Below are 20228 nucleotides of genomic sequence, written 5' to 3'. Positions count from 1 at the left end.
TAAAATAATTTCAAAAGCCTACATTATAATACTCTCATCCTTATTGAAATTTCATCACTGTTTATCCTTTATTTATATACTTCAGGGTTTACACAAGTAGGTAGTTTTTTTCTCCTTTTGAAAAAGCTATAATATTTTCAGCAGCCATTTTCGCCATCCCGTTTCGAGCTTCTTCTGTTGCGGAGCCTATATGGGGTAATACACACACATTAGAAAGTTCTAAAATAGGATCATCGTAGGGCATAGGCTCGGGATTTGTTACATCTAAACCGGCTCCCCAAATCTGATTATTTTTTAAAGCTTCATATAACGCTTTTTGATCATGGAAACCTCCTCTTGCCGTATTAATAAAAATAGCATTGGATTTCATTTTTTCAAAAACAGCATTATTAAACAAATCTTTTTGCTCTGCTTTATAGCTAGCATGAATACTTAGAACATCAGCCTGCTTAATCAGCTCATCAAAAGAAACATATCTTGCATTGATCTCTTTTTCTGCCTCTACATTCCTATGACGATTATGGTAAATAATCTCCATATCAAAAGCTTTTCGAGATTTTTTTGCCATTTCAAAGCCAATCCTTCCTAAGCCAAAAACCCCTAATGTTTTTCCATATAACTCCTGACCTAATGCATGTAAAGGATCAAATCTACCCCAATTTCCCGCTTTAACTTTTTCAAAATTATAACTTGCTCTTCTTGCAACCGATTGCATTAATAAAAAAGAAACATCTGAAGTTGCCTTACTTAAAACATCTGGTGTATTACCTATGGGAACAGCATTTTCTGTAGCAGATTGTATATTTACTTGATCATACCCTACCGAATATAATGCTATAGCCTTTATATTAGGACATTCTTTAAAAAAATATGGGTCAAATTTAAATTCTCCTCCTACATTTAAAATCACATCACTTAGTTTGCAATATGCCAACCATTCTTCATAGGACAGATGTTCATTTTCGGGAATAATTACTTCTAATTTTGCCTCCTTTAACATCGTAATACCTATTTCAGGAATTCTTTTATTTATAAAAACTTTCATCTTAATTTCTTCTATTAATTATGATCAATATTCTTCAATAAAGAACCTCACTCGTTCAAAAGTGAGGTTCTTTTTAACTTTATTCTCATCAATGGAATTGAATAATCTCATTGTAAAATCAATTACAACTCTGAATAGTAGAGCATCATTTTTTTATTCGAATCAACTCTCCCTTTCTTTTAATAATATTTTTATAATCCCATTGAATATTTTCAGATTTTTTTAGACATCTTTTGATTGCATCTTCATTTATCTCCGCAATGTCATTATAAAATACGGAAGCATCTTGGAATTTTTCTCCAGGAACATTCAAAAGATCTTCTTCAAAAGATTTTCCACTCCAAAACATCAATCGAATTCCTTTCTTTTGTTTGCTATAGTCTACAATAGGATTTCCATCTAAAAACCAAACAGGGTGCGAATGCCAAATTTTAGATTCAGCATTTGTAAGATAAGCATCAATTATCTCAAATAATTTTAAACAAATTATCTGATCCGATTCTGTTTGAGCAGTATTATATTGTTGAATTTCAAGATTCATTCTTCAATTAAATCTTTATAAAATTAAGAATTAATCTTGAATCTCTATTAATTGAAATAATAAATTATTGATTGGTGTTTCCTAACATAGGAACAAATTTATATGCTCCAAACTCTTCTTTTTCAAATTCTGTTATAGAAACTTTAGTAAATCTATAGAGTATCTGTTCGTCAGTTGGTCCTAAAGGAATAACCATTTTACCTCCTACTTTAAGTTGTTTCAATAGCTCTAACGGTAAAACAGATGCTCCACACGTTACCAAAATTTTATCAAAAGGAGCAAAAGTGGGAAGGCCAGCAAATCCATCACCAAAACTTTGAAATTTTGGATACAGACCTAGCTCGCGAAATTTCTTTTTCGAAAAGTCAAATAAGTCTTTCTGTCTTTCTACAGTATAAACATGTGCTTTCATCGCCAACAATACCGCCGTTTGATAACCACATCCTGTCCCAATTTCAAGAATTTTTTCGCCTTGCCTTACTTGGAGTAACTCAGATTGCTCTGCTACTGTAGAGGGATGTGAAATCGTTTGATGTGCTAAAATCGGAAAAGCACGGTCTTCATACGCATAATCCTCAAAAATACTTTCAATAAAAAGATGTCTTGGAACATCATTCATTGCCGAAAGTACATTTTCATCCGAGATACCAATTCTTTGCCTAAGATAATCAACCAAAATCTTTCTTTTTCCTCTATGTACAAACGAATCTTGCATACCGCAAAAATAAGAAATTACCCATTAGATTTTAAAATATTATACAAAAGAATTATCAACAAAAATCCAGATCTATCTATAGAAAATCTAACATCTTTCTTATCTTTACCAAAATTTAGAAAAGCTATGTTAAAAGCAGGTTTGGTAGGTGCTGGACATTTAGGAAAAATTCATTTAAAACTTTTAAATCAATCTGATAGATATGAGTTTATAGGATTTCATGATAAAGATATTGAAAATGGGAAAAAACTTGAAGAAGAATTTGGTTATCCTTTTTTCGAAAACTTTGATGAACTACTTAGCCAGATTGACATGCTGGATATTGTGACACCTACTATTTACCATTACGACTATGCTTTAAAAGCGATTGAAAAACGTCTTCATTTTTTTATCGAAAAGCCCGTAACACAAACTCTTGAACAGGCTGAAGAAATTCTTCAAAAATGTCGTAAAAATAATATTAAGGCACAGGTTGGCCATGTAGAAAGATACAATCCAGCATTTATTGCAACAAAAGAATACATTAAAAATCCTATGTTCATTGAGATTCATCGGTTAGCGGAATTTAATCCTCGAGGAACAGATGTCTCTGTAGTATTAGATTTAATGATTCATGATTTAGATATTTTACTAAGTATCGTGAAATCAAAAGTAAAGAATATCCATGCAAGTGGAGTTTGTGTCGTGAGCAAAACTCCGGATATTGCCAATGCTAGAATAGAGTTTGAAAATGGATGTGTCGCCAATCTTACAACCTCCAGAATTTCTATGAAACCTATGCGAAAAAGTCGTTTTTTTCAAAAGGATGCTTATATTTCTGTTGATTTTTTAGAGAAAAAAGCAGAAGTTATTCGGATGAAAGATGCTCCTGAAAATCCTACTCCTTTTGATATGATCATTGAAAATGCAGAAGGAGAAAAAAATCAAATTTTATTTGAATACCCTAATATTCAGCCTAATAATGCTATTCTAGATGAACTCAACTCATTTGCCGATTCGATCACCAAAAATAAAAATGTGGAAGTTTCCCTCGAAGATGGAACTGAAGCATTAAAAGTAGCATTGGAAGTCATGCGTTTGATTTCTTAAAACGATTCTATTGCCCAATAATTCCATCAACTATCATATTCAAAAAATAGGGTAATGATCTGAATTATTTTAAAATAAAATGATAAAATATCTTATCTTTCCCATCCCTTTTTATTTCTGAAAGGGATTTATTTTTAAATATTAAACTAAATTGTTATGAAAAAAATAGGATTATTTTTTCTTTTAATTTCAGGAGTTGTTTTTGCTCAAGAATCAATATTAGATAAAAGAATTAATTCAATTATTAAAGATAAAAAAGCAACCATTGGCATATCTGTTTTAGGATTTGAAAATGGATTTAAATATCATAAAAATGGTGAAAAAAGATTTCCCATGCAAAGTGTATTCAAATTTCATATTGCCGCCGCTGTATTAAATGCTGTAGATCAAGGAACACTTTCTTTACACCAAAAAATACTCCTTAAAAAATCAGATTTATTAGAAAATACATGGTCGCCTCTTAGGGATAAATATCTCAATGGAAATATTGAAATTCCATTAAGTGAAATTATAGATTACACTGTTGCTTTAAGTGATAATAATGGATGTGATCTTTTACTAAGATTAATTGGGGGAACACAGACTGTTCAAAAATTCATGGATTCTAAAGGCATAAAAGGCTTCCAAATAAAATATAATGAAGAAGCTATGCACAAAGACTGGAAGTATCAATATGAAAATTATAGCACTCCTAATTCCACAACACAACTTTTGAAAAAGTTTTATGATGGTAAATTACTGTCAAAAGAATCTACTCAATATTTAATGAAAGTTATGCTGGGAACTAAAACCGGCTTAAACAAAATGATTGAACAACTTCCCAAAAACACTCCGGTGGCTAGAAAAACGGGATCTTCAGGGAAAAATAAAGAAGGATTAACCGGTGCAGAAAATGAAATTGGCATTGTCACTTTGCCCAATGGTAATCATTACTCAATTACTTTATTTGTAAGCAATTCTACAGAAACTGATAGCGTAAATTGTAAAATCATTTCAGATATTTCTAAGGTTATTTGGGATTATTTTAATAAGTAAATTTTAAATCTTAATTTTAGCTCAAAATAATAATAACTCAAGAATGAGTTCTAAATAAGCACCCTAAATAAATATATTTATGAAAAAGATATTTTTAGTATTCACCCTATTCAGTTTTTCATTAGTCTTCTCACAAAAGAGCCAAAATTATCTCCAAATTGGTTACGCAAGTATTTGCTGTGGCCCTCCTTCTACTGAACCCGTAATGAAATATCTTAGTCAATTTCAGAAGAAAAATAAAATCGAAGATTTAGAAATCTTTAAGCAAAGTGGCTTGGGAAGAGAAGGTGAATTTAGCCTTTATATTGGAATTGATATGATACCCAAATCTCAAAAAGTATTCTTCTTAAAAGGGCTTCATTCTGCCATAATTAGCCAAAATAAAAAAAGAGATCCAAGCAGAGATGGAATTGTTAATTTTGAAGGAAAGGCCGCTGTAACTAAAGCTGAATTAATTACCAAAGATAACGTAACAATCTATAAAAAATAATTTATTTAAATAAGGGAAAAATGATCAAAAACATTGTAGTTATTGGAGCAGGAACCATGGGAAATGGTATTGCACATACTTTTGCACAAAGCGGATTCCAAGTAAGTCTTGTAGATGTATCTCAAGAAGCTTTGGATAAAGGATTGAAAACCATTACCACAAACCTAGACAGAATAATTGCAAAGGGCAAGCTTACTGAAGAAGAAAAGGCAAAAACATTAGGAAATATTAAGTCTTTTACAAATCTACAAGAAGTGGCAAAAGAAGCAGATTTAATTGTTGAAGCAGCTACTGAAAATCAAGACTTAAAGTTAAAAATATTTGGTCAGATGGATGAATTTTCCCCTGAACACTGTATTTTAGCTACCAATACTTCTTCCATTTCCATCACTAAAATAGGTTCTGCCACAAAAAGGCCGGATAAAGTTATTGGAATGCACTTTATGAATCCGGTCCCAATTATGAAGTTAGTAGAAATTATTAAAGGATACTCTACATCCAAAGAAACTTTTGATGCTGTATATGAAATGAGCCAGATATTGGGAAAAGTCCCTGTAGAAGTTAACGATTACCCAGGATTTGTTGCCAATAGAATTTTAATGCCTATGATTAATGAATCCATTGAAACATTATACAATGGTGTTGCAGGCGTTGAAGAAATTGATACTGTGATGAAACTAGGTATGGCTCACCCAATGGGACCTCTTCAATTAGCTGATTTTATTGGTCTTGATGTATGTTTAGCAATTCTAAATGTTATGTATGATGGTTTCAAAAATCCTAAATATGCTCCAAATCCCTTATTAGTAAATATGGTAATGGCAGGAAAACTAGGCGTAAAATCCGGTGAAGGATTTTATGATTATACAGAAAGTAAAAAAGCTGAAAAAGTTTCAAATATGTTTACAAAATAATTGTCTAAGTTGTAACTTATATGTTATAAATTTGGGTTCTAAATTCTAATTTACAAACGAATAAGCGACAACTTTAATGAAATATAAAGAAAAATACGTTCAGATACTATTGGTCATCATTACTTTAATGATGACCATTTTACGTTTTTTACTGAATGAAAAAGGAAGAGTAAGTCCGGACTCTATTCGATATATGAGATTTGCTCATGGATTACCTGAAATAGATAATACGATTACACCTTTAGGATATCCTGTAGCGATAAAGTTTTTGACCTTTTTTGGCCCTGACGAATTTTGGAGTAGTAAACTGATGGGTATTTTAGCTTTTCTTCTCATTATTTTTGTCGCTTGGAAAAAAAAGTTTTATTTCAGAGAATCTATTGTTGTATGTTCTTTATTTAGCTTTGTTTCTATTTTCTCCTACACCATGAGTGAGTCCCTTATTTTACCTTTCATATTTCTTTTATTATATACCGCAAACCTAATAATTCATGAAAAACTTAAGGGATGGCAAGCTATTTTCTATCTTTCAATAGGTCTGATCTTACTCTATAATATAAGGTATAGCGCTTTATTTATTATTGGAGGAACTGGACTATTTGGGCTTTTTTTTCGGAAAAAGAAATATGCTTCATATTTTGTAGCATCATCAATTATAAGTGGACTATTTGTTGTTCTTTATAAATTTCTATTCATTGATTACTTTAACAAAGATTACGTTGATCAATTTTTAGAAATAGGTTTGCATCCTACTTCAACACTATTAATTGAATTATTTCAAGGGCTTTGTACCACATTTAATCCATTCGTACATATGGCTAATCCCGGAGGGGGAATAGTAAACTATGGCATTTATGGGATAGGTTTATTAAATATTCTATTCATGATCTTTGTTTTGATGAGAAAAAAACTTTCAGAAACGGAGCTATTCATTGTATTTATAAGTTTATCAGGAATTATTTGTTCTTATTTCATTCAATATTTTTATTCTGTTAACGCTATAGACTATCGATTATTAGCACCATTCAGCTTTCCTTTATGGTTATTATATTTTTCAAAACTCTTTCAAATACTCGATATAAAAGTGTATGTGGTCGGAATTCTCAGTGTAATGACAGGAGTAGTCTTTACCTGGCTTTCAAAAGGTAATTATTTGGAAAATAGAAAAGTAATCACCCAATTTTTACAATCGGAAAATTTAGAAAAAGTTCCCCTAAAATTTTATCTTGAAAATGAAAATGAAGATCTTGAAAAAATACAAATTGTAGAGCTCATAAGCACCGTCAACCCTAATGTTCAGATAACCTTTAATCCTAAAGACAGTCTACAAAAAAACACACTTACTCCCCATAAAGTTTTGCAAAAAATTAAAATCGACAAGAACAGATACCAATAATTTTATTATCTTTGAGTTAAAGTTAAAATATTGAATAAATGAAATTACCAAAGTTTTTATTAGCGGATAATTCAGAGTTTCCAGAGGATTTATTTGTAGTTCATACAGAATATCCAAGATTCATCTTAAATGTTGAAGAAGAGGAAGTTGAGTGGTTAGATGATCTAGAAGGTGATGATGAAGAAACTATGGCAGATGAGGCTACTAAAGTGGTAGAAGCTGCATTTAAATGGTGCGATGAAGAGTTGGCTAAATATGATGATGAAGAGGAAGATTAATACACATTCTATGTAAACATAAAAGGAACTCAATTGAGTTCCTTTATTTTTTATTCAGCTTTATTGAATTTTAATAATAATAGATTGTCTTTATACAATTCTAGTTTATTTCCGGATATTACATATTTATTTGTTTTTGATATCATATCCAAGAAGTTTTGCTCTACATTCATATTATTACACATCATTTTAGTAGATCCCATTTGTCCTGCTAAAAAGCTTCCTGTTGACATATCCATTTTTACTGTTCCAAAATAGTTATTACAACCTGCATTACCATTTATTTTTTCACTTTCAATCTGCAATGTAGGAACTTTCCCCTTTACAGTTTCGTCTAAAGTCCATTTTGTATTAACCAAAGATGGCTGAGATTTTCCCACTTTAGAAGAAGAAGCACTTGACATAGATCCACAAGATGCTAAAACTACCCCTGCACATATACTTAAAAAAAGATTTTTCATGTTTTACTTTTTGATTTTATCAAATTTACACAAATTATATTATTTAACTTGAATTCTGATTGAGTAAAGTTTAAATTTGAACACCTCGTGAATGAAGCAATTCTACTTTTACAACAGCTCATATCCAATACATATAGATAATCAGCTTCCTGTAATTATTTTTATGAAATTTAAAGCCACAAAAAGGAAAATTTCAAATAAATTTCTTTATAAGCTTTTTTGTGCTTTTGAAAAGGTTTTATTTAAAACTAAAAAAACGGACCGAAGCCCGTTTTTACTATTTATAATTATTTTTATACTTTATTATGATCTCAATTCAGCATTAAATTCTTTTTGGAAAGACTTGATTAGAGAATCCATTACACTATTAATATCTTTTTCTTCCAATGTTTTTTCTTCATTTAAAAGTTCAAAACTCATAGCATAAGATTTCTTACCTTCCGGAAGATTTTTCCCCTCATAAACATCAAATAGATTGATATTTTTAATGTAAGGTGATTTATTATTTTTAGCGACTTGATAAAGTTCCTGATAACTCACATTTTTATCAATTAATAATGCTAAATCTCTTCTGATCTTATTGAATTTAGGAATATCTTTAAATTTCAACTCATTTTTAGAACGTAATTCTTGAGCAAGTTCCAATTCAATTTCAGCATAAAAACACTCCTGATCAATATCAAAATCTTTAAGTAATTCAGCAGAAACTTTTCCAATTCTAACCAGAGTTTTTCCCTCTACCTCATAAGATAAAGCATCTGAAAATCTCTCATCCGACAAACCCGTTTCTTTATAATTAATAGCCAATCTCTCAAGTAAGACTTTGACGTATGCCTTTAAATTATAGAAGTTAGTAGCAGATTTTGGCTGTAACCAGTTTTCTGCAATATCCCTTCCTGTCACTAACAGTGACAATTGTTTTCTTTCTTCGTATTTAGCTTTCTTATGATAAATCTTGCCAAATTCGAAGAATTTAATATCTTGATTTTTTCTATTAATATTATAAGCTGCATTTTGGAGAAGCCCTTCTAATAAAGATTTTCTCATAAATGCTAAATCACCGCTCAAAGGGTTCAAGAGTTTAACCGCATCCGTCTCATCTTTTACAGAAGTAAGAGAATTATTCATGACTTCATTAAAGCCTAAACTTTGCAAAGCTCTTGCCCAAGTATTTTCTAACTCATCCTGATCATTCGCAGTAAGTTTAACAGGAGTAAATGAAATTTTTTGAGGAGCATCAATTTTATTATATCCGTAAATTCTTAAAATTTCCTCAATAACATCAATCTCTCGAGTAACATCGGCTCTATAGGCAGGAACAGAAATTTCAAAACCATTCGGAATTTCATTTAACACTTGAATTTCAAGAGCCTTCAAGATCTCTTTTACCTTTTCTCTATGAATTTTAGTTCCAAGAATCTGTTCAATTCTAGAAAACCTTAAGATAATATAACTGTCTTCAAGTTTTTTAGGATACTCTTCCAACAACTCTCCTATTAATTTTCCTTCCGCTAATTCTTGAATTAATTTAATTGCATGTGTAATAGCTGTTCTTGTAATATTAGGATCCACACCTCTTTCAAATCTAAAAGAAGCATCGGTATTCAACCCATGGAACTTTGCTCCTTTTCTTACTGCTACAGGATTAAAATAAGCACTTTCTAAAAATATGTTCTTAGTTTCACTAGAAACCCCAGAATTAATCCCACCAAAAACTCCGGCAATACACAATGGATTGCTTTTACCATCTTTGATCATGATCTCAGAACCATTTAATGTTCTTTCAACCCCATCAAGAGTCGTAAATTTTGTTCCTTCTTTTACAACGCCTACTTTTACTTTTTTGCCTGCAATTTTATCTGCATCAAAAGCGTGTAAAGGTTGTCCGTATCCATGAAGAATATAGTTGGTAATATCTACAATATTATTAATTGGGCTTAATCCAATAGCTTTTAATCTGTTTTTCAACCAGTCAGGAGAGTCTGTAACTTTTACATCATTAATAATTGCTCCTATATATCTTGGACAAAGTTCAGTATCTTGAACTTCTAAAGTAAAGCTATGACTCCCTTCATTATGTAAGGTTTCAGAAGCTATTCTTTCAAATTCTGACTTTTGCTTATTCGTTGAAAGATAAGCATATAAATCTCTTGCCACTCCATAATGAGACATCGCATCTGTTCTATTTGGAGTAAGTCCTATTTCAAAAACTTCGTCATTGGTCAATTCAAAATACTCTGCGAAGTTTTTACCAACCTCATATTTTTCCTCATCAAGAACCATAATACCGTCATGATTATCACTTAATCCTAGCTCATCTTCCGCGCAAATCATCCCTTGAGAAACTTCTCCTCTAATCTTCGCTTCTTTAATTTCAAAAAAACTTCCTGCTTTATCATAGATTTTTGTTCCCACAACAGCTACAGGAACAATTTGTCCCGCCTCAACATTCTTAGCTCCACAGACAATATTTAAGATCTTTCCACTCCCTACATCTACCGTCGTTTTATTTAGTTTGTCAGCATTTGGGTGTTTTTCACAAGTTAGAACTTTTCCAACTACAACTCCTTCCAAGCTACCTCGTATGCTTTCAAATTTTTCAATCCCTTCTACTTCAAGACCGATATCTGTAAGAAATTCACCGATCCTTTCAGTTTTTAATTCTGTTTTGATAAAATCTTTCAGCCAGCTGTTTGATATTTTCATTTGCTTCTATCTATATATTTAATTGGTCAAATGTAACTTAGCAGTCTCATTTGAGAGTTTTCATTTCTTTAAGTTCAAACCTATCTATTAGGAAAATCTGATTTAAATTTTTTGTACTACAAATGTCGTGTTTTTTTGAGAAATAGAGAAATTTAGAGGCAACTTTAAAGCAAATTCATTGAGCTACTTATCTCCCATTTATTTGATTTGTTTCAATATATTCAATCAAATCAGACATATCTTTTATATTATCTTTAGATAAATTAATAATTTTTAAATTTTTATTTTATTAAAAAATCATTAAATAAAAAAGAGGTATTGAAAATCAAAACCTCTTTACTTTTTTATTAATAAAAATATTACAATCCGATAACCGGCATTGATAACATTAAAATATTTTCATTTTCTTCAAGACCATCAAGAGGTTCTATAATTCCGGGTCTATTAGGTTGGGACATTTTCATGGTAATATCGTCAGAGCCAAGAATTGTCAGCATTTCAGTTAAAAATTTTGAACTAAATCCGATATTGATATCTTCACCGTTATAATCACAAGGAATTTGCATATCTGCTTTATTTGCATATTCCGTATCCTCTGCATGTAAATGCAATATATTTCCTGAAAGCTTAAATCTTACTTGATTGGTAGATTTATTAGACATAATAGATGCTCTTTTAATGGCACCCAACAAAAGATTTCTATTAATAGTCAATATATTTGGATTTTCTTTGGGAATTACAGCTGTATAGTTGGGGTATTTTCCATCTATTAATCTACAAATCCAAATATGTTTATCAAAAGTAAATTTAGCCATGTTCTCATTGAAGTCAATTACAACATCATCATTAGAACTGGCCAAAATATTCTTGAATATATTCAAGGGCTTTTTAGGCATGATAAATTCCATCGGTTCCACATTCATCAAATCGGTTCTTTTATACACCACCAATCGATGAGAATCTGTTGAAACAAAATTGGTTTCATTTTCTCCAAATTGGAAAAGAACCCCCGTCATTACGGGACGAAGAGAATCATTACTTGTTGCAAAAAGTGTATTCGTAAGTGCTTCTGATAGAACTCCTGCGGACATTGTAATACTTTGAGAAGCATCAAACTCTGGTAAATCAGGATAATCATCTGCATTATCCAATGCTACCGCAAAGTTATCCTTCTCATCAAGAATCTCAAGTTGGCTTCCTGTTCCTTCTGCATTATCCTTTACAGATAAAGTAAGAGGCTGCTCTCCATAAGTCTTGATAAAGTCTTGAAAAATCTTAGCGGGAACAGCAAACTTTCCAGAATCATCCGATTTAACTTCCAATGAAGTTACAAGAGTAGTCTCACCATCAGAAGCTGTAATAGTAACACTATTTCCGTCTAATTCAAAAAGATAGTTTTCTAAAATCGGTCTCGATTGAGAGCTTGATATTACACCACTTACAGTTTGTAGAGCCTTTTGCAGTTCACCACTTGAAATAATAAATTTCATAGATTTAAAAATAAGTTTCTACAAATATAATAAATAGATATAAGAATGAAAAAAATAATCTCTAGGAGTTTTTAACAAACATCATTAATCCGTTTTCAGACTTGAGATTATATTTACATTTCTATAATCATTAATTTTCGCATCAAAAATCTCAGAGGTATAGTAACTGATGTTCACCCTTTTATTGATCAAGTTGGTGTATTCTTTAGGAAGATCAAGGTTGGATTCCACATTAGAAACCCAATACAACTTAGTCAAATTCTTATTTTCTCCAACTATATGAAAAACAACAAAATTATCTTTCTCAATTTTTGTAATCTCTCCATTAATCAGCAATTGCGAATCTATTTCCGAAGGATTTTCTTTTTTCATAATGTCTAAAAAAACATCTGAACATTCACTGACCATAGCTAATCCTATTTGTCCTGCAAACTCATCTATTGTTTTATCATCATCAAAAGCATTTGCTTTAGAAACATCAATATTGTAATCTCTTTTTAATTCTTTAGAATAAGGCATTGATACTTTTAGCATGCATATTCCTAGTTGAGCTTCTAAATTTTTAGAATCTTTACTTTCGGACTTTATACTATTCACACAATCACAGGTGGCTTTGGCAATTTTTTGCTTATAGTCTTGAGAAAAAGCAAAACCAGAAATAAAAACAGATAGGGTAATCAGTATATTTTTTTTCATAATTATTTAAAAAACATTTCAAAGATAACTTTTTAAATAGATAATCTCAAAATACTTATAATTATATTTGTAAAAAAATAAAAAATGCGAAAACCATCTATCCATACAAGTTTTTTGAATTCGTTTCGCGGTATTTTTTTGATGATTACAACCGAAAGAAATTTCCAAATTGAGGTGTTCGCTTTCTTCATTAATCTTTTTCTAATTTTTTATTTACATCTATCAATCCTAGATATTATTCTTATACTTATTGTATCATTTGGAGTATTGGGTGCTGAAATTTTTAATACAGCAATTGAAAAAATATGCGACATTATTCAACCGGAATTTGATAAAAGGATTGGCTTTATTAAAGATATTGCCGCAGGAGCAGTTGTTTTAATGGCAATTGTTTCAGTCGTTGTAGGCATTGCCGTGTATTGGAAATATATTTTCTAATGATCCAGAGGAAAGATTTATTTATTCATCCATTTAGATTGTACCTGACACAATTTTACGTAACATATCAGGATCATTTCAAATAAAAAATGACCGCCCTAATGGACAGTCATTTCTCTTTTTATCTCTTTTTATCTTTATTTGAAGTACTCCACTCCATTTTTGAATATATTGTGATAATTGGCAGTCGGAATGTTTTTCATCAACCCTTCTGCAAAACGTTCAGGATGTCCCATTCTACCATAAATTTTTCCACAAGGACTTGTAACTCCTTCAATACCAAACAATGAATTATTTGGATTAAATGGCATTCCATGAGCTATATTCCCATTAAAATCAATGTATTGTGTAGCCACTTGGCCATTTTCATATAATTTTTGAATCTCCTCTTTTGAAGCCATAAAACGACCTTCACCATGAGAAATAGGAATGGTAAAAACTTGGTCTTTCATTCCTTTCAGCCAAGGTGATTCATCATTCACAACCTTCACATTCACCATCTGAGAAATATGTCTTCTGATGGCATTATGAGCTAATGTGGGAGAATTTTCATCTAAATCTTTAATTCTTCCGTAAGGCAACAATCCAGATTTAATCAAGGCTTGAAAACCATTACAAATCCCGACAATCATACCATCTCTGTCTAGTAATTCATGAACTGCATTTTTCATCTTCTCGTTTTTCAATACGTTAACAATGAATTTTGCAGAACCATCCGGCTCATCCCCTGCAGAGAAACCTCCTGAGAATGCCAAAATTTGTGATGTTTTAATTTCCTCCACCCAAGCATCAATACTTTCATCCAATAGCTGATGATTAATATTAATTAAAGGCAAACTGCTCACTTTCGCTCCTTCTTTTGCGAAAGCGTTCAACGTATCATATTCACAATTTGTTCCTGGGAAAACAGGAGCAAATACTTTGGGCTTAGCAACACCGTGCTTTTTAATGATAATATTTCTTGAGTTGATTGAGTTTAATTTTTCATCAATCTCAATCGTTATTTTTTCTTTTTCAATCGTTGGAAAAAGATTTTCAAACGTATTGGTATGGGCTGCTAATAGCTTTTCAATAGCAAATTGAACACTATTAATTTTAATATTATTTGAATTTTTAACTTCTCCGATTAACTGAAGATATACTGAGCTTAATCTTTCCTTAGATTCAATAAGTAAGCTACCTATGTTTTTGGTTAATAAAACATTTTCATCAATCGTAATTTCAGCACCTAATCTGTTTCCGAAACTCATTTTTGCTAAAGCAACTGCCACTCCACCTTCTTTAATCGTTTTCACAGAAACTATTTTTCCTGCTTTGCAATTTTCAAAAATTAATTCAAAAATAGCTTTTAAAGCTTCATAATTTGGCAAGCCATTTTCTTGAGCAATATGATTGAAGTAATAAATTTTATTTCCTTCATTTTTAAATTCAGGAGAAATGATATTTTTCTTATCTCCATTAGCACAGGCAAATGAAATCAATGTAGGCGGAACATTTAAATCCCGGTATGTGCCACTCATAGAATCTTTTCCTCCAATAGCTGCCAATCCAAGATTCATCTGAGCATCATATGCTCCTAGTAAGGAAGCTAGCGGTTTACCCCATTTTTCAGGATTCTGACCTAGTTTTTCAAAATATTCCTGAAAACTGAGTCTGATATTTTTGTAATCACCTCCCATTGCAACAATTTTTGCTACACTTTCTACTACCGCATAAGATGCTCCCAACAAAGAATTCTGTTTAGACATCTCCGCGTCAAAACCCCAACTCGCTAAAGAAACTGTTTCTATATTTTTTGCTCCTATAATCGGCAATGTCTGAACGCTTCCTTCCATCAAAGTCTGCTGATATTTTCCACCTAAAGGCATCGCAACAGTAGTCGCACCAATAGAGGAATCAAACATTTCCAATAACCCTTTCTGAGATGCCACGTTTTTGTCACCTAGCACTTTCAAGAAATTTTCTTCATTGAAAGGTAGAGTTTCTTCTTTTATTTCTTTAAGGTGAGTAATTTTTACATCCTGGCTTTTAGAACAGCCATTGGTATCTAAAAACTCTCTTGATAGATCTACAATTTTATCTCCTTTCCAAAACATCTGCATTCTTCCTGAATCCGTCACTTTTGCAACTTCAACAGCCACAATATTTTCAGCTTCACAGAATGTAATGAATTGTTCTTTATCTTTTGGTTCAACCACAACCGCCATTCTTTCCTGAGATTCAGAAATAGCAAGCTCAGTTCCGTTCAACCCTTCATATTTTAAAGGTAAAACATCCAAATTAACCTCCAAAGAATCAGCAATTTCACCGATAGCCACAGAAACCCCGCCAGCACCAAAATCATTTGATTTTTTAATCAATCTCGTTACTTCAGGATTTCTGAACAACCGTTGGATTTTACGTTCTTCAACGGCATTTCCTTTCTGAACTTCTGAACTCATAGTATGGATAGAAGTTTCATCCTGTTCTTTTGAACTTCCACTTGCTCCCCCCACTCCATCACGACCGGTTGCGCCTCCTAAAATAATGATCGAATCACCATTTGCGGGTTTCTCACGTCTTACCCAATCCACTGGGACTGCACCTGTAACAAAACCAACCTCCATTCTTTTTGCCTTATAACCTTCGTCATAAATTTCAGAAACCATCGTCGTTGCCAACCCAATTTGGTTACCATAAGATGAATATCCGTTTGCAGCCTGCTTTGTAATCGTTTTTTGAGGTAATTTCCCTTGCAATGTTTTCTCAACCGGCTCTAACACATCAGCAGCACCTGTTAATCTCATCGCCTGAAATACGAAAGATCTTCCCGATAAAGGATCCCTAATTGCTCCTCCTAAACATGTAGATGCTCCTCCAAAAGGTTCTATTTCTGTAGGATGATTATGAGTTTCATTCTTGAATAGTAGATACCAAGGTTCCTTTTTACCATCATATTCAGCTTCGATTTGAATAGTACAGGCATTAATTTCATCAGAAACCACTAAATTTTCTAAATTCCCTGTTTTATGGAAATACCTAGCACAAACTGTTGCCAAATCCATCAAAGAAATTGGTTTTAATTCGCGGCCTAAGAATTTTCTTTTTTCGATGTAGTCATTGAAAATAGTTTCCAATGTATGTTTAAAATTCCCTTCAAACTGAATGTCTGACAATTCTGTTTCGAATGTGGTGTGTCTGCAATGATCACTCCAATAAGTATCTAATACTTTCAGTTCAGTTTCTGTAGGATTTCTTCGTTCAGTTTTGAAATACTCCTGAATAAATTTCAAATCATCTAATCCTAATGCAAAACCATGATTATTATAGAAGTTTTCCAATTGAGCATCATCAAAGTCGATGAAATTTTCATGCACTAAAACCTTTGAAGGTATTTCATCCTCAGGGATATGTAAGGTTGATAAATCTTTTTCCTGAGATTCTACTTTATTAATAAGAAGGTTTTTAATTTTCACTAAATCCTCTGTCGTAACACCTTCAAATTCGATGAGTTTACCACTTCTAACGTTAGACTTTTCATTTCCGGTTAATAAAGCGATACACTGCTGTGCAGAATCAGCACGTTGATCATATTGTCCCGGCAAAAATTCCATGGCGAAATAAATTCCTTCCGCAGGGTTTTCTATATGTAAAATATCAGTAACAGGATCTACAAAAGTACTGTTTACTACCTTTTCAAATTCTCCTTCATGCAATCCAAAAATATCATAAACATTGTACACTTTTACGTGTTGGATTGAAGCTACAACGGCTTTTACCTCATCAAAAATTTTTGGACTTTCTACATCGAAAATTCCTCTTTTTTCTACGAAAATTCTTTTTTTATTAGACATTAGATGTCAGATATTAATATTATTAGACTTATTTACTTACTTTATTCGGATTATCCGGATGTTCTTTCTGAAAATTTTCAGTTTCTTTCATTTCTTTTTTAAGCCATTGCCCAAAAGGTTTTTTAGTGTTACCATCTAATGCAAAAATATTTTTGCCATCTTCAGATATTAAAAATATAAAATCGGATGATAATCCCGATCTTTTTCCATAATCATAGGTATTTACCTGATAATACGGAAAGTTTTCTTTTGGCCTTTCTACAATTTCAAAAAATAGCCTCTTTTCATTTTCAGACAATTCTGGATAATGATTTACATAATATATTCCTGAAAGTACCTTATTTTGTTTTTCGAAAAACTGAAGAATCATCTTCTCTTTATTATCGTAGTTGAATGGATAAGGATAATATTCACCTTCTATTTCAATAGCATCTTCAGATTTTGAAATCGGTTGTACCATTTCTCCTCTATAATTCATCATGCCCCAAGTTCTGCCAACCATTGCTTTGTGCTCATCTTCTGTTTTTTCCCAGTCGCAACCATCGCAAAATTCAGCATATCCATAATTAAAGGGAGATACAAAATCATGTTCAGACTTAATAACAACTATTCCGTTTCGATCTACAAAACCCACTTTTCCGTTTTTAACAAACCGTCTTACTCCTTCAGAGAAATAATCTGCTCCATTATCATAAAAGAAAGGTCTGTAAAGAAAATTTCCTTTTTTATCATACACATATCCCCATTCATTCTTTTGGCGTTTTTCTCCATTTTTATCTCCATCAAAATAAATAGTTTCACCCTCGATCAGCTCACCATCTTCAATTTCAGAAAATATTTTGAATTGTGCAGGAATGATAATTTTCCCATTTTGATTTTTTACCCCAACTAAATTATCTTTAGAAATAAAATATTTCAACACTTCTTTCTTCTGAGAAAAAGAAAGTATTGGAATGAGTAGAATTGCTAACAGTTTTTTTTTCATAATTAGGGTAAAAATAAAATATGCAGCCGAAAATGACTGCATACATTTTTATACTTTAAGATCTGCTTCTAATCCTATTAAGTCTTGATTTTGATCAATAATCGGCTGAACTTCATTTTTAATAAATTCTTCCGTTTGAATGGGTGCAAAGCCAATAAAATTTTTAGGATCCAAAACTTCTTTTAATTTCGATTTATCTAGTTTTAAAGAGGTATCATTGAGAATTCTCTCGATAAGATCATTTTCTTTTCCTTCTTCTTTTACTTTTTTAGAAGCTTCCATAGAGTGAACTCTGATTACTTCGTGAATTTCCTGACGGTCACCACCCGCTTTCACTTCCTCCATAATGATATATTCTGTTGCCATGAAAGGAAGCTCTTCTTCAATATGCTTATTGATCCTGTTTGGATATACTACAATTCCATTCATAATATTGTTCCAAATCAATAGAATCGCATCAACGGCTAAAAATGCTTGAGGAATGGTCAATCTCTTGTTTGCAGAGTCATCTAAAGTCCTTTCAAACCACTGGGTTGAAGCTACCATTGCAGAACTCGTTGTTAAAGACATCACATATTTTGCCAAAGCTCCTATTCTTTCACTTCTCATAGGATTACGTTTATATGCCATCGCTGATGAACCAATCTGATTTTTCTCGAAAGGCTCTTCAATTTCTTTTAGATTTTGAAGCAAACGTAAATCATTGGTGAATTTATGCGCAGATTGAGCAATATTTCCTAATAAAGCCACTACCTTAGCATCAATTTTTCTGTCATACGTTTGTCCGGAAACCCCAAAAACTTTTTCGAAACCAAATCTTTTTGAAAGTTCTTTATCGAGATGTTTTACTTTAGAATAATCTCCATTGAAAAGCTCTAAAAAGCTAGCTGCCGTTCCTGTAGTTCCTTTTACTCCTCTAAAACGTAATGTTTCTAAGAAGAAATCAAGCTCTTCGATATCCAACACTAAACTTTGCAACCAAAGTGTTGCTCTTTTTCCTACTGTTGTAAGCTGAGCGGGTTGGAAGTGCGTAAATCCTAATGTAGGTAAGTCTTTGTATTGAATAGCGAAATCTGCTAAGTTTTTGATAACATTAACTAATTTCTTTTTTAAAATTAAAAGTCCGTCACGAATTTGAATTAAATCTGTATTATCTCCTACAAATGCTGAAGTCGCTCCCAAATGAATAATTCCTTTAGCTGAAGGTGCCACATCACCATAGGTATGAACATGAGCCATTACATCATGACGAAATTTTTTCTCATATTCAGCTGCTTTATCATAATCGATGTTTTCAACATTCGCTTTCAATTCAGCAATTTGCTCATCTGTAATTTCAAGTCCAAGATCTTTTTCGATTTCTGCAAGCGCTATCCATAACTTTCTCCAAGTACGGAATTTGTTGTTGTGTGAAAAGTTAAATAACATTTCTTCACTGGAATAGCGTTCTTCCAATGGATTTTTGTAGGAATTCATTCTTTCTTTTACTTTTTAGATATGCAAAAATAAGATTTTTCGGTGAGAGTTAAAAATCACAACCCTTCTTTTAAGTATTAATTATCTATTTCAAAATACATTTTATTACTTTTTTAATAATCTTATCTTACTCAATATCTATGGAGATACTATTCTCACTAAAAGTAAGTAATTAACAAGTTTTATGCTTACAATAAAGTATATTCTAAAAAGAAAATTTTATACTAAATAAATTTCATAGCTTTAGGTATACAGCGGATCTCGAAAAGCTATAAGAGTAGAGACTATCAAATCACAAATTAATTATGAAAAATTTAAAAAGATTACCAAAATCCAATTTAAAAATGATCTTAGGGGGCTGGGTTCCACCGTCAGAAGGCCTTTGCCCACTAGGAACTTGTCAATATAGAGAAAATGGACCATGCAGGCCATATAATCATAAACTTTGTATGTTGACTAGTCCTAAATAAGCGTTACAGATTATTAGGTTAAAAATACTAATATTTTATGAGATGACACTATCTCGTAAAGTGTGTAAGTTAAAAAGTTAGGCTTGGATTTTATAATCTGAGCCTTTTTTCAAAAATAAGCATAAATTGGTTGAGAACAATACCCCAATTTCGAATAGGCATGGTCCATT

18 protein-coding genes are annotated in these 20228 nt (G+C 31.7%); 8 read left to right on the top strand and 10 right to left on the bottom strand.

Going from position 1 to position 20228, the window contains the following annotated elements:
• Positions 1-88: 88 nt before the first annotated feature.
• The 3 genes from CHRY9293_RS16180 to CHRY9293_RS16170 all read right to left on the bottom strand — a co-directional run bounded on the left by CHRY9293_RS16180 (position 89) and on the right by CHRY9293_RS16170 (position 2301).
• On the bottom strand, positions 89-1045 hold the full coding sequence (locus CHRY9293_RS16180; RefSeq protein ID WP_228455573.1) for a 2-hydroxyacid dehydrogenase: 957 nt from the start codon (positions 1043-1045) through the stop codon (positions 89-91).
• 145 nt (positions 1046-1190) lie between these two features.
• Positions 1191-1586, bottom strand: coding sequence for a DUF1801 domain-containing protein (locus CHRY9293_RS16175; protein WP_162033934.1), 396 nt, complete (start codon positions 1584-1586; stop codon positions 1191-1193).
• A gap of 64 nt (positions 1587-1650) precedes the next feature.
• Entirely contained in the window at positions 1651-2301 is a 651-nt protein-coding gene (locus tag CHRY9293_RS16170; RefSeq protein WP_122547657.1) for a protein-L-isoaspartate(D-aspartate) O-methyltransferase, read from the bottom strand.
• Between the two features lie 126 nt (positions 2302-2427).
• Here CHRY9293_RS16170 and CHRY9293_RS16165 point away from each other — a divergent pair, with 126 nt between their 5' ends.
• The 6 genes from CHRY9293_RS16165 to CHRY9293_RS16140 all read left to right on the top strand — a co-directional run bounded on the left by CHRY9293_RS16165 (position 2428) and on the right by CHRY9293_RS16140 (position 7503).
• Complete coding sequence (locus CHRY9293_RS16165; protein ID WP_162033933.1) at positions 2428-3390, top strand: Gfo/Idh/MocA family protein; 963 nt, start codon at positions 2428-2430, stop codon at positions 3388-3390.
• A gap of 156 nt (positions 3391-3546) precedes the next feature.
• The gene (gene bla-A, locus CHRY9293_RS16160; RefSeq protein ID WP_162033932.1) at positions 3547-4425 is read left to right on the top strand and encodes a CGA/CIA family class A beta-lactamase; all 879 of its coding nucleotides are present in this window, start codon (positions 3547-3549) and stop codon (positions 4423-4425) included.
• Positions 4426-4504: 79 nt separating this feature from the next.
• Positions 4505-4915: a hypothetical protein gene (locus CHRY9293_RS16155; protein WP_162033931.1), complete on the top strand. Its 411-nt coding sequence runs from the start codon at positions 4505-4507 to the stop codon at positions 4913-4915.
• A gap of 23 nt (positions 4916-4938) precedes the next feature.
• Positions 4939-5829 carry a 3-hydroxybutyryl-CoA dehydrogenase gene (locus CHRY9293_RS16150; protein ID WP_185153230.1) on the top strand — a complete coding sequence of 297 codons (891 nt, stop codon included), beginning with the start codon at positions 4939-4941 and terminating at the stop codon, positions 5827-5829.
• 76 nt (positions 5830-5905) lie between these two features.
• Positions 5906-7225 (top strand): hypothetical protein, encoded by a 1320-nt coding sequence (locus CHRY9293_RS16145; RefSeq protein ID WP_162033929.1) that lies wholly within the window; start codon positions 5906-5908, stop codon positions 7223-7225.
• A 38-nt stretch (positions 7226-7263) separates the two neighbouring features.
• Positions 7264-7503, top strand: coding sequence for a hypothetical protein (locus CHRY9293_RS16140; RefSeq protein ID WP_089790842.1), 240 nt, complete (start codon positions 7264-7266; stop codon positions 7501-7503).
• Positions 7504-7553: 50 nt separating this feature from the next.
• Here the strand turns inward: CHRY9293_RS16140 and CHRY9293_RS16135 are convergent, their stop codons facing one another.
• The 4 genes from CHRY9293_RS16135 to CHRY9293_RS16120 form a co-directional block, all read right to left on the bottom strand.
• Entirely contained in the window at positions 7554-7964 is a 411-nt protein-coding gene (locus CHRY9293_RS16135; RefSeq protein WP_162033928.1) for an META domain-containing protein, read from the bottom strand.
• A 303-nt stretch (positions 7965-8267) separates the two neighbouring features.
• Positions 8268-10670, bottom strand: a complete 2403-nt coding sequence (gene pheT, locus CHRY9293_RS16130) for a phenylalanine--tRNA ligase subunit beta (RefSeq protein ID WP_162033927.1) — start codon at positions 10668-10670, stop codon at positions 8268-8270.
• Between the two features lie 359 nt (positions 10671-11029).
• Positions 11030-12160 carry a DNA polymerase III subunit beta gene (gene dnaN, locus CHRY9293_RS16125; RefSeq protein ID WP_122547664.1) on the bottom strand — a complete coding sequence of 377 codons (1131 nt, stop codon included), beginning with the start codon at positions 12158-12160 and terminating at the stop codon, positions 11030-11032.
• An 84-nt stretch (positions 12161-12244) separates the two neighbouring features.
• The gene (locus tag CHRY9293_RS16120) at positions 12245-12856 is read right to left on the bottom strand and encodes a hypothetical protein (RefSeq protein WP_162033926.1); all 612 of its coding nucleotides are present in this window, start codon (positions 12854-12856) and stop codon (positions 12245-12247) included.
• Between the two features lie 84 nt (positions 12857-12940).
• On the opposite strand from CHRY9293_RS16120, the gene CHRY9293_RS16115 reads away from it, so the two are divergent.
• On the top strand, positions 12941-13294 hold the full coding sequence (locus CHRY9293_RS16115; protein ID WP_162033925.1) for a diacylglycerol kinase: 354 nt from the start codon (positions 12941-12943) through the stop codon (positions 13292-13294).
• 137 nt (positions 13295-13431) lie between these two features.
• On the opposite strand, the gene CHRY9293_RS16110 is transcribed toward CHRY9293_RS16115, so the two are convergent.
• Genes CHRY9293_RS16110 through purB form a run of 3 tightly spaced genes read right to left on the bottom strand, consistent with a single transcriptional unit; the run spans position 13432 to position 19588 of the window.
• Positions 13432-17127 carry a phosphoribosylformylglycinamidine synthase gene (locus CHRY9293_RS16110; protein WP_162033924.1) on the bottom strand — a complete coding sequence of 1232 codons (3696 nt, stop codon included), beginning with the start codon at positions 17125-17127 and terminating at the stop codon, positions 13432-13434.
• A 28-nt stretch (positions 17128-17155) separates the two neighbouring features.
• Complete coding sequence (locus tag CHRY9293_RS16105) at positions 17156-18112, bottom strand: WG repeat-containing protein (protein WP_162033923.1); 957 nt, start codon at positions 18110-18112, stop codon at positions 17156-17158.
• Between the two features lie 48 nt (positions 18113-18160).
• Positions 18161-19588 (bottom strand): adenylosuccinate lyase, encoded by a 1428-nt coding sequence (purB, locus tag CHRY9293_RS16100; protein ID WP_122547669.1) that lies wholly within the window; start codon positions 19586-19588, stop codon positions 18161-18163.
• Between the two features lie 305 nt (positions 19589-19893).
• Here purB and CHRY9293_RS16095 point away from each other — a divergent pair, with 305 nt between their 5' ends.
• Entirely contained in the window at positions 19894-20058 is a 165-nt protein-coding gene (locus tag CHRY9293_RS16095; protein ID WP_162033922.1) for a hypothetical protein, read from the top strand.
• Positions 20059-20228 lie beyond the last annotated feature (170 nt).

Origin of the sequence: Chryseobacterium potabilaquae (genome assembly GCF_902728265.1) — a bacterium.
In the GTDB taxonomy this organism is placed as follows: Bacteria; Bacteroidota; Bacteroidia; order Flavobacteriales; family Weeksellaceae; genus Chryseobacterium; species Chryseobacterium potabilaquae.
The sequence above is the reverse complement of the archived record's forward strand: the minus strand, read 5'-3'. Positions and strand labels throughout refer to the sequence as shown.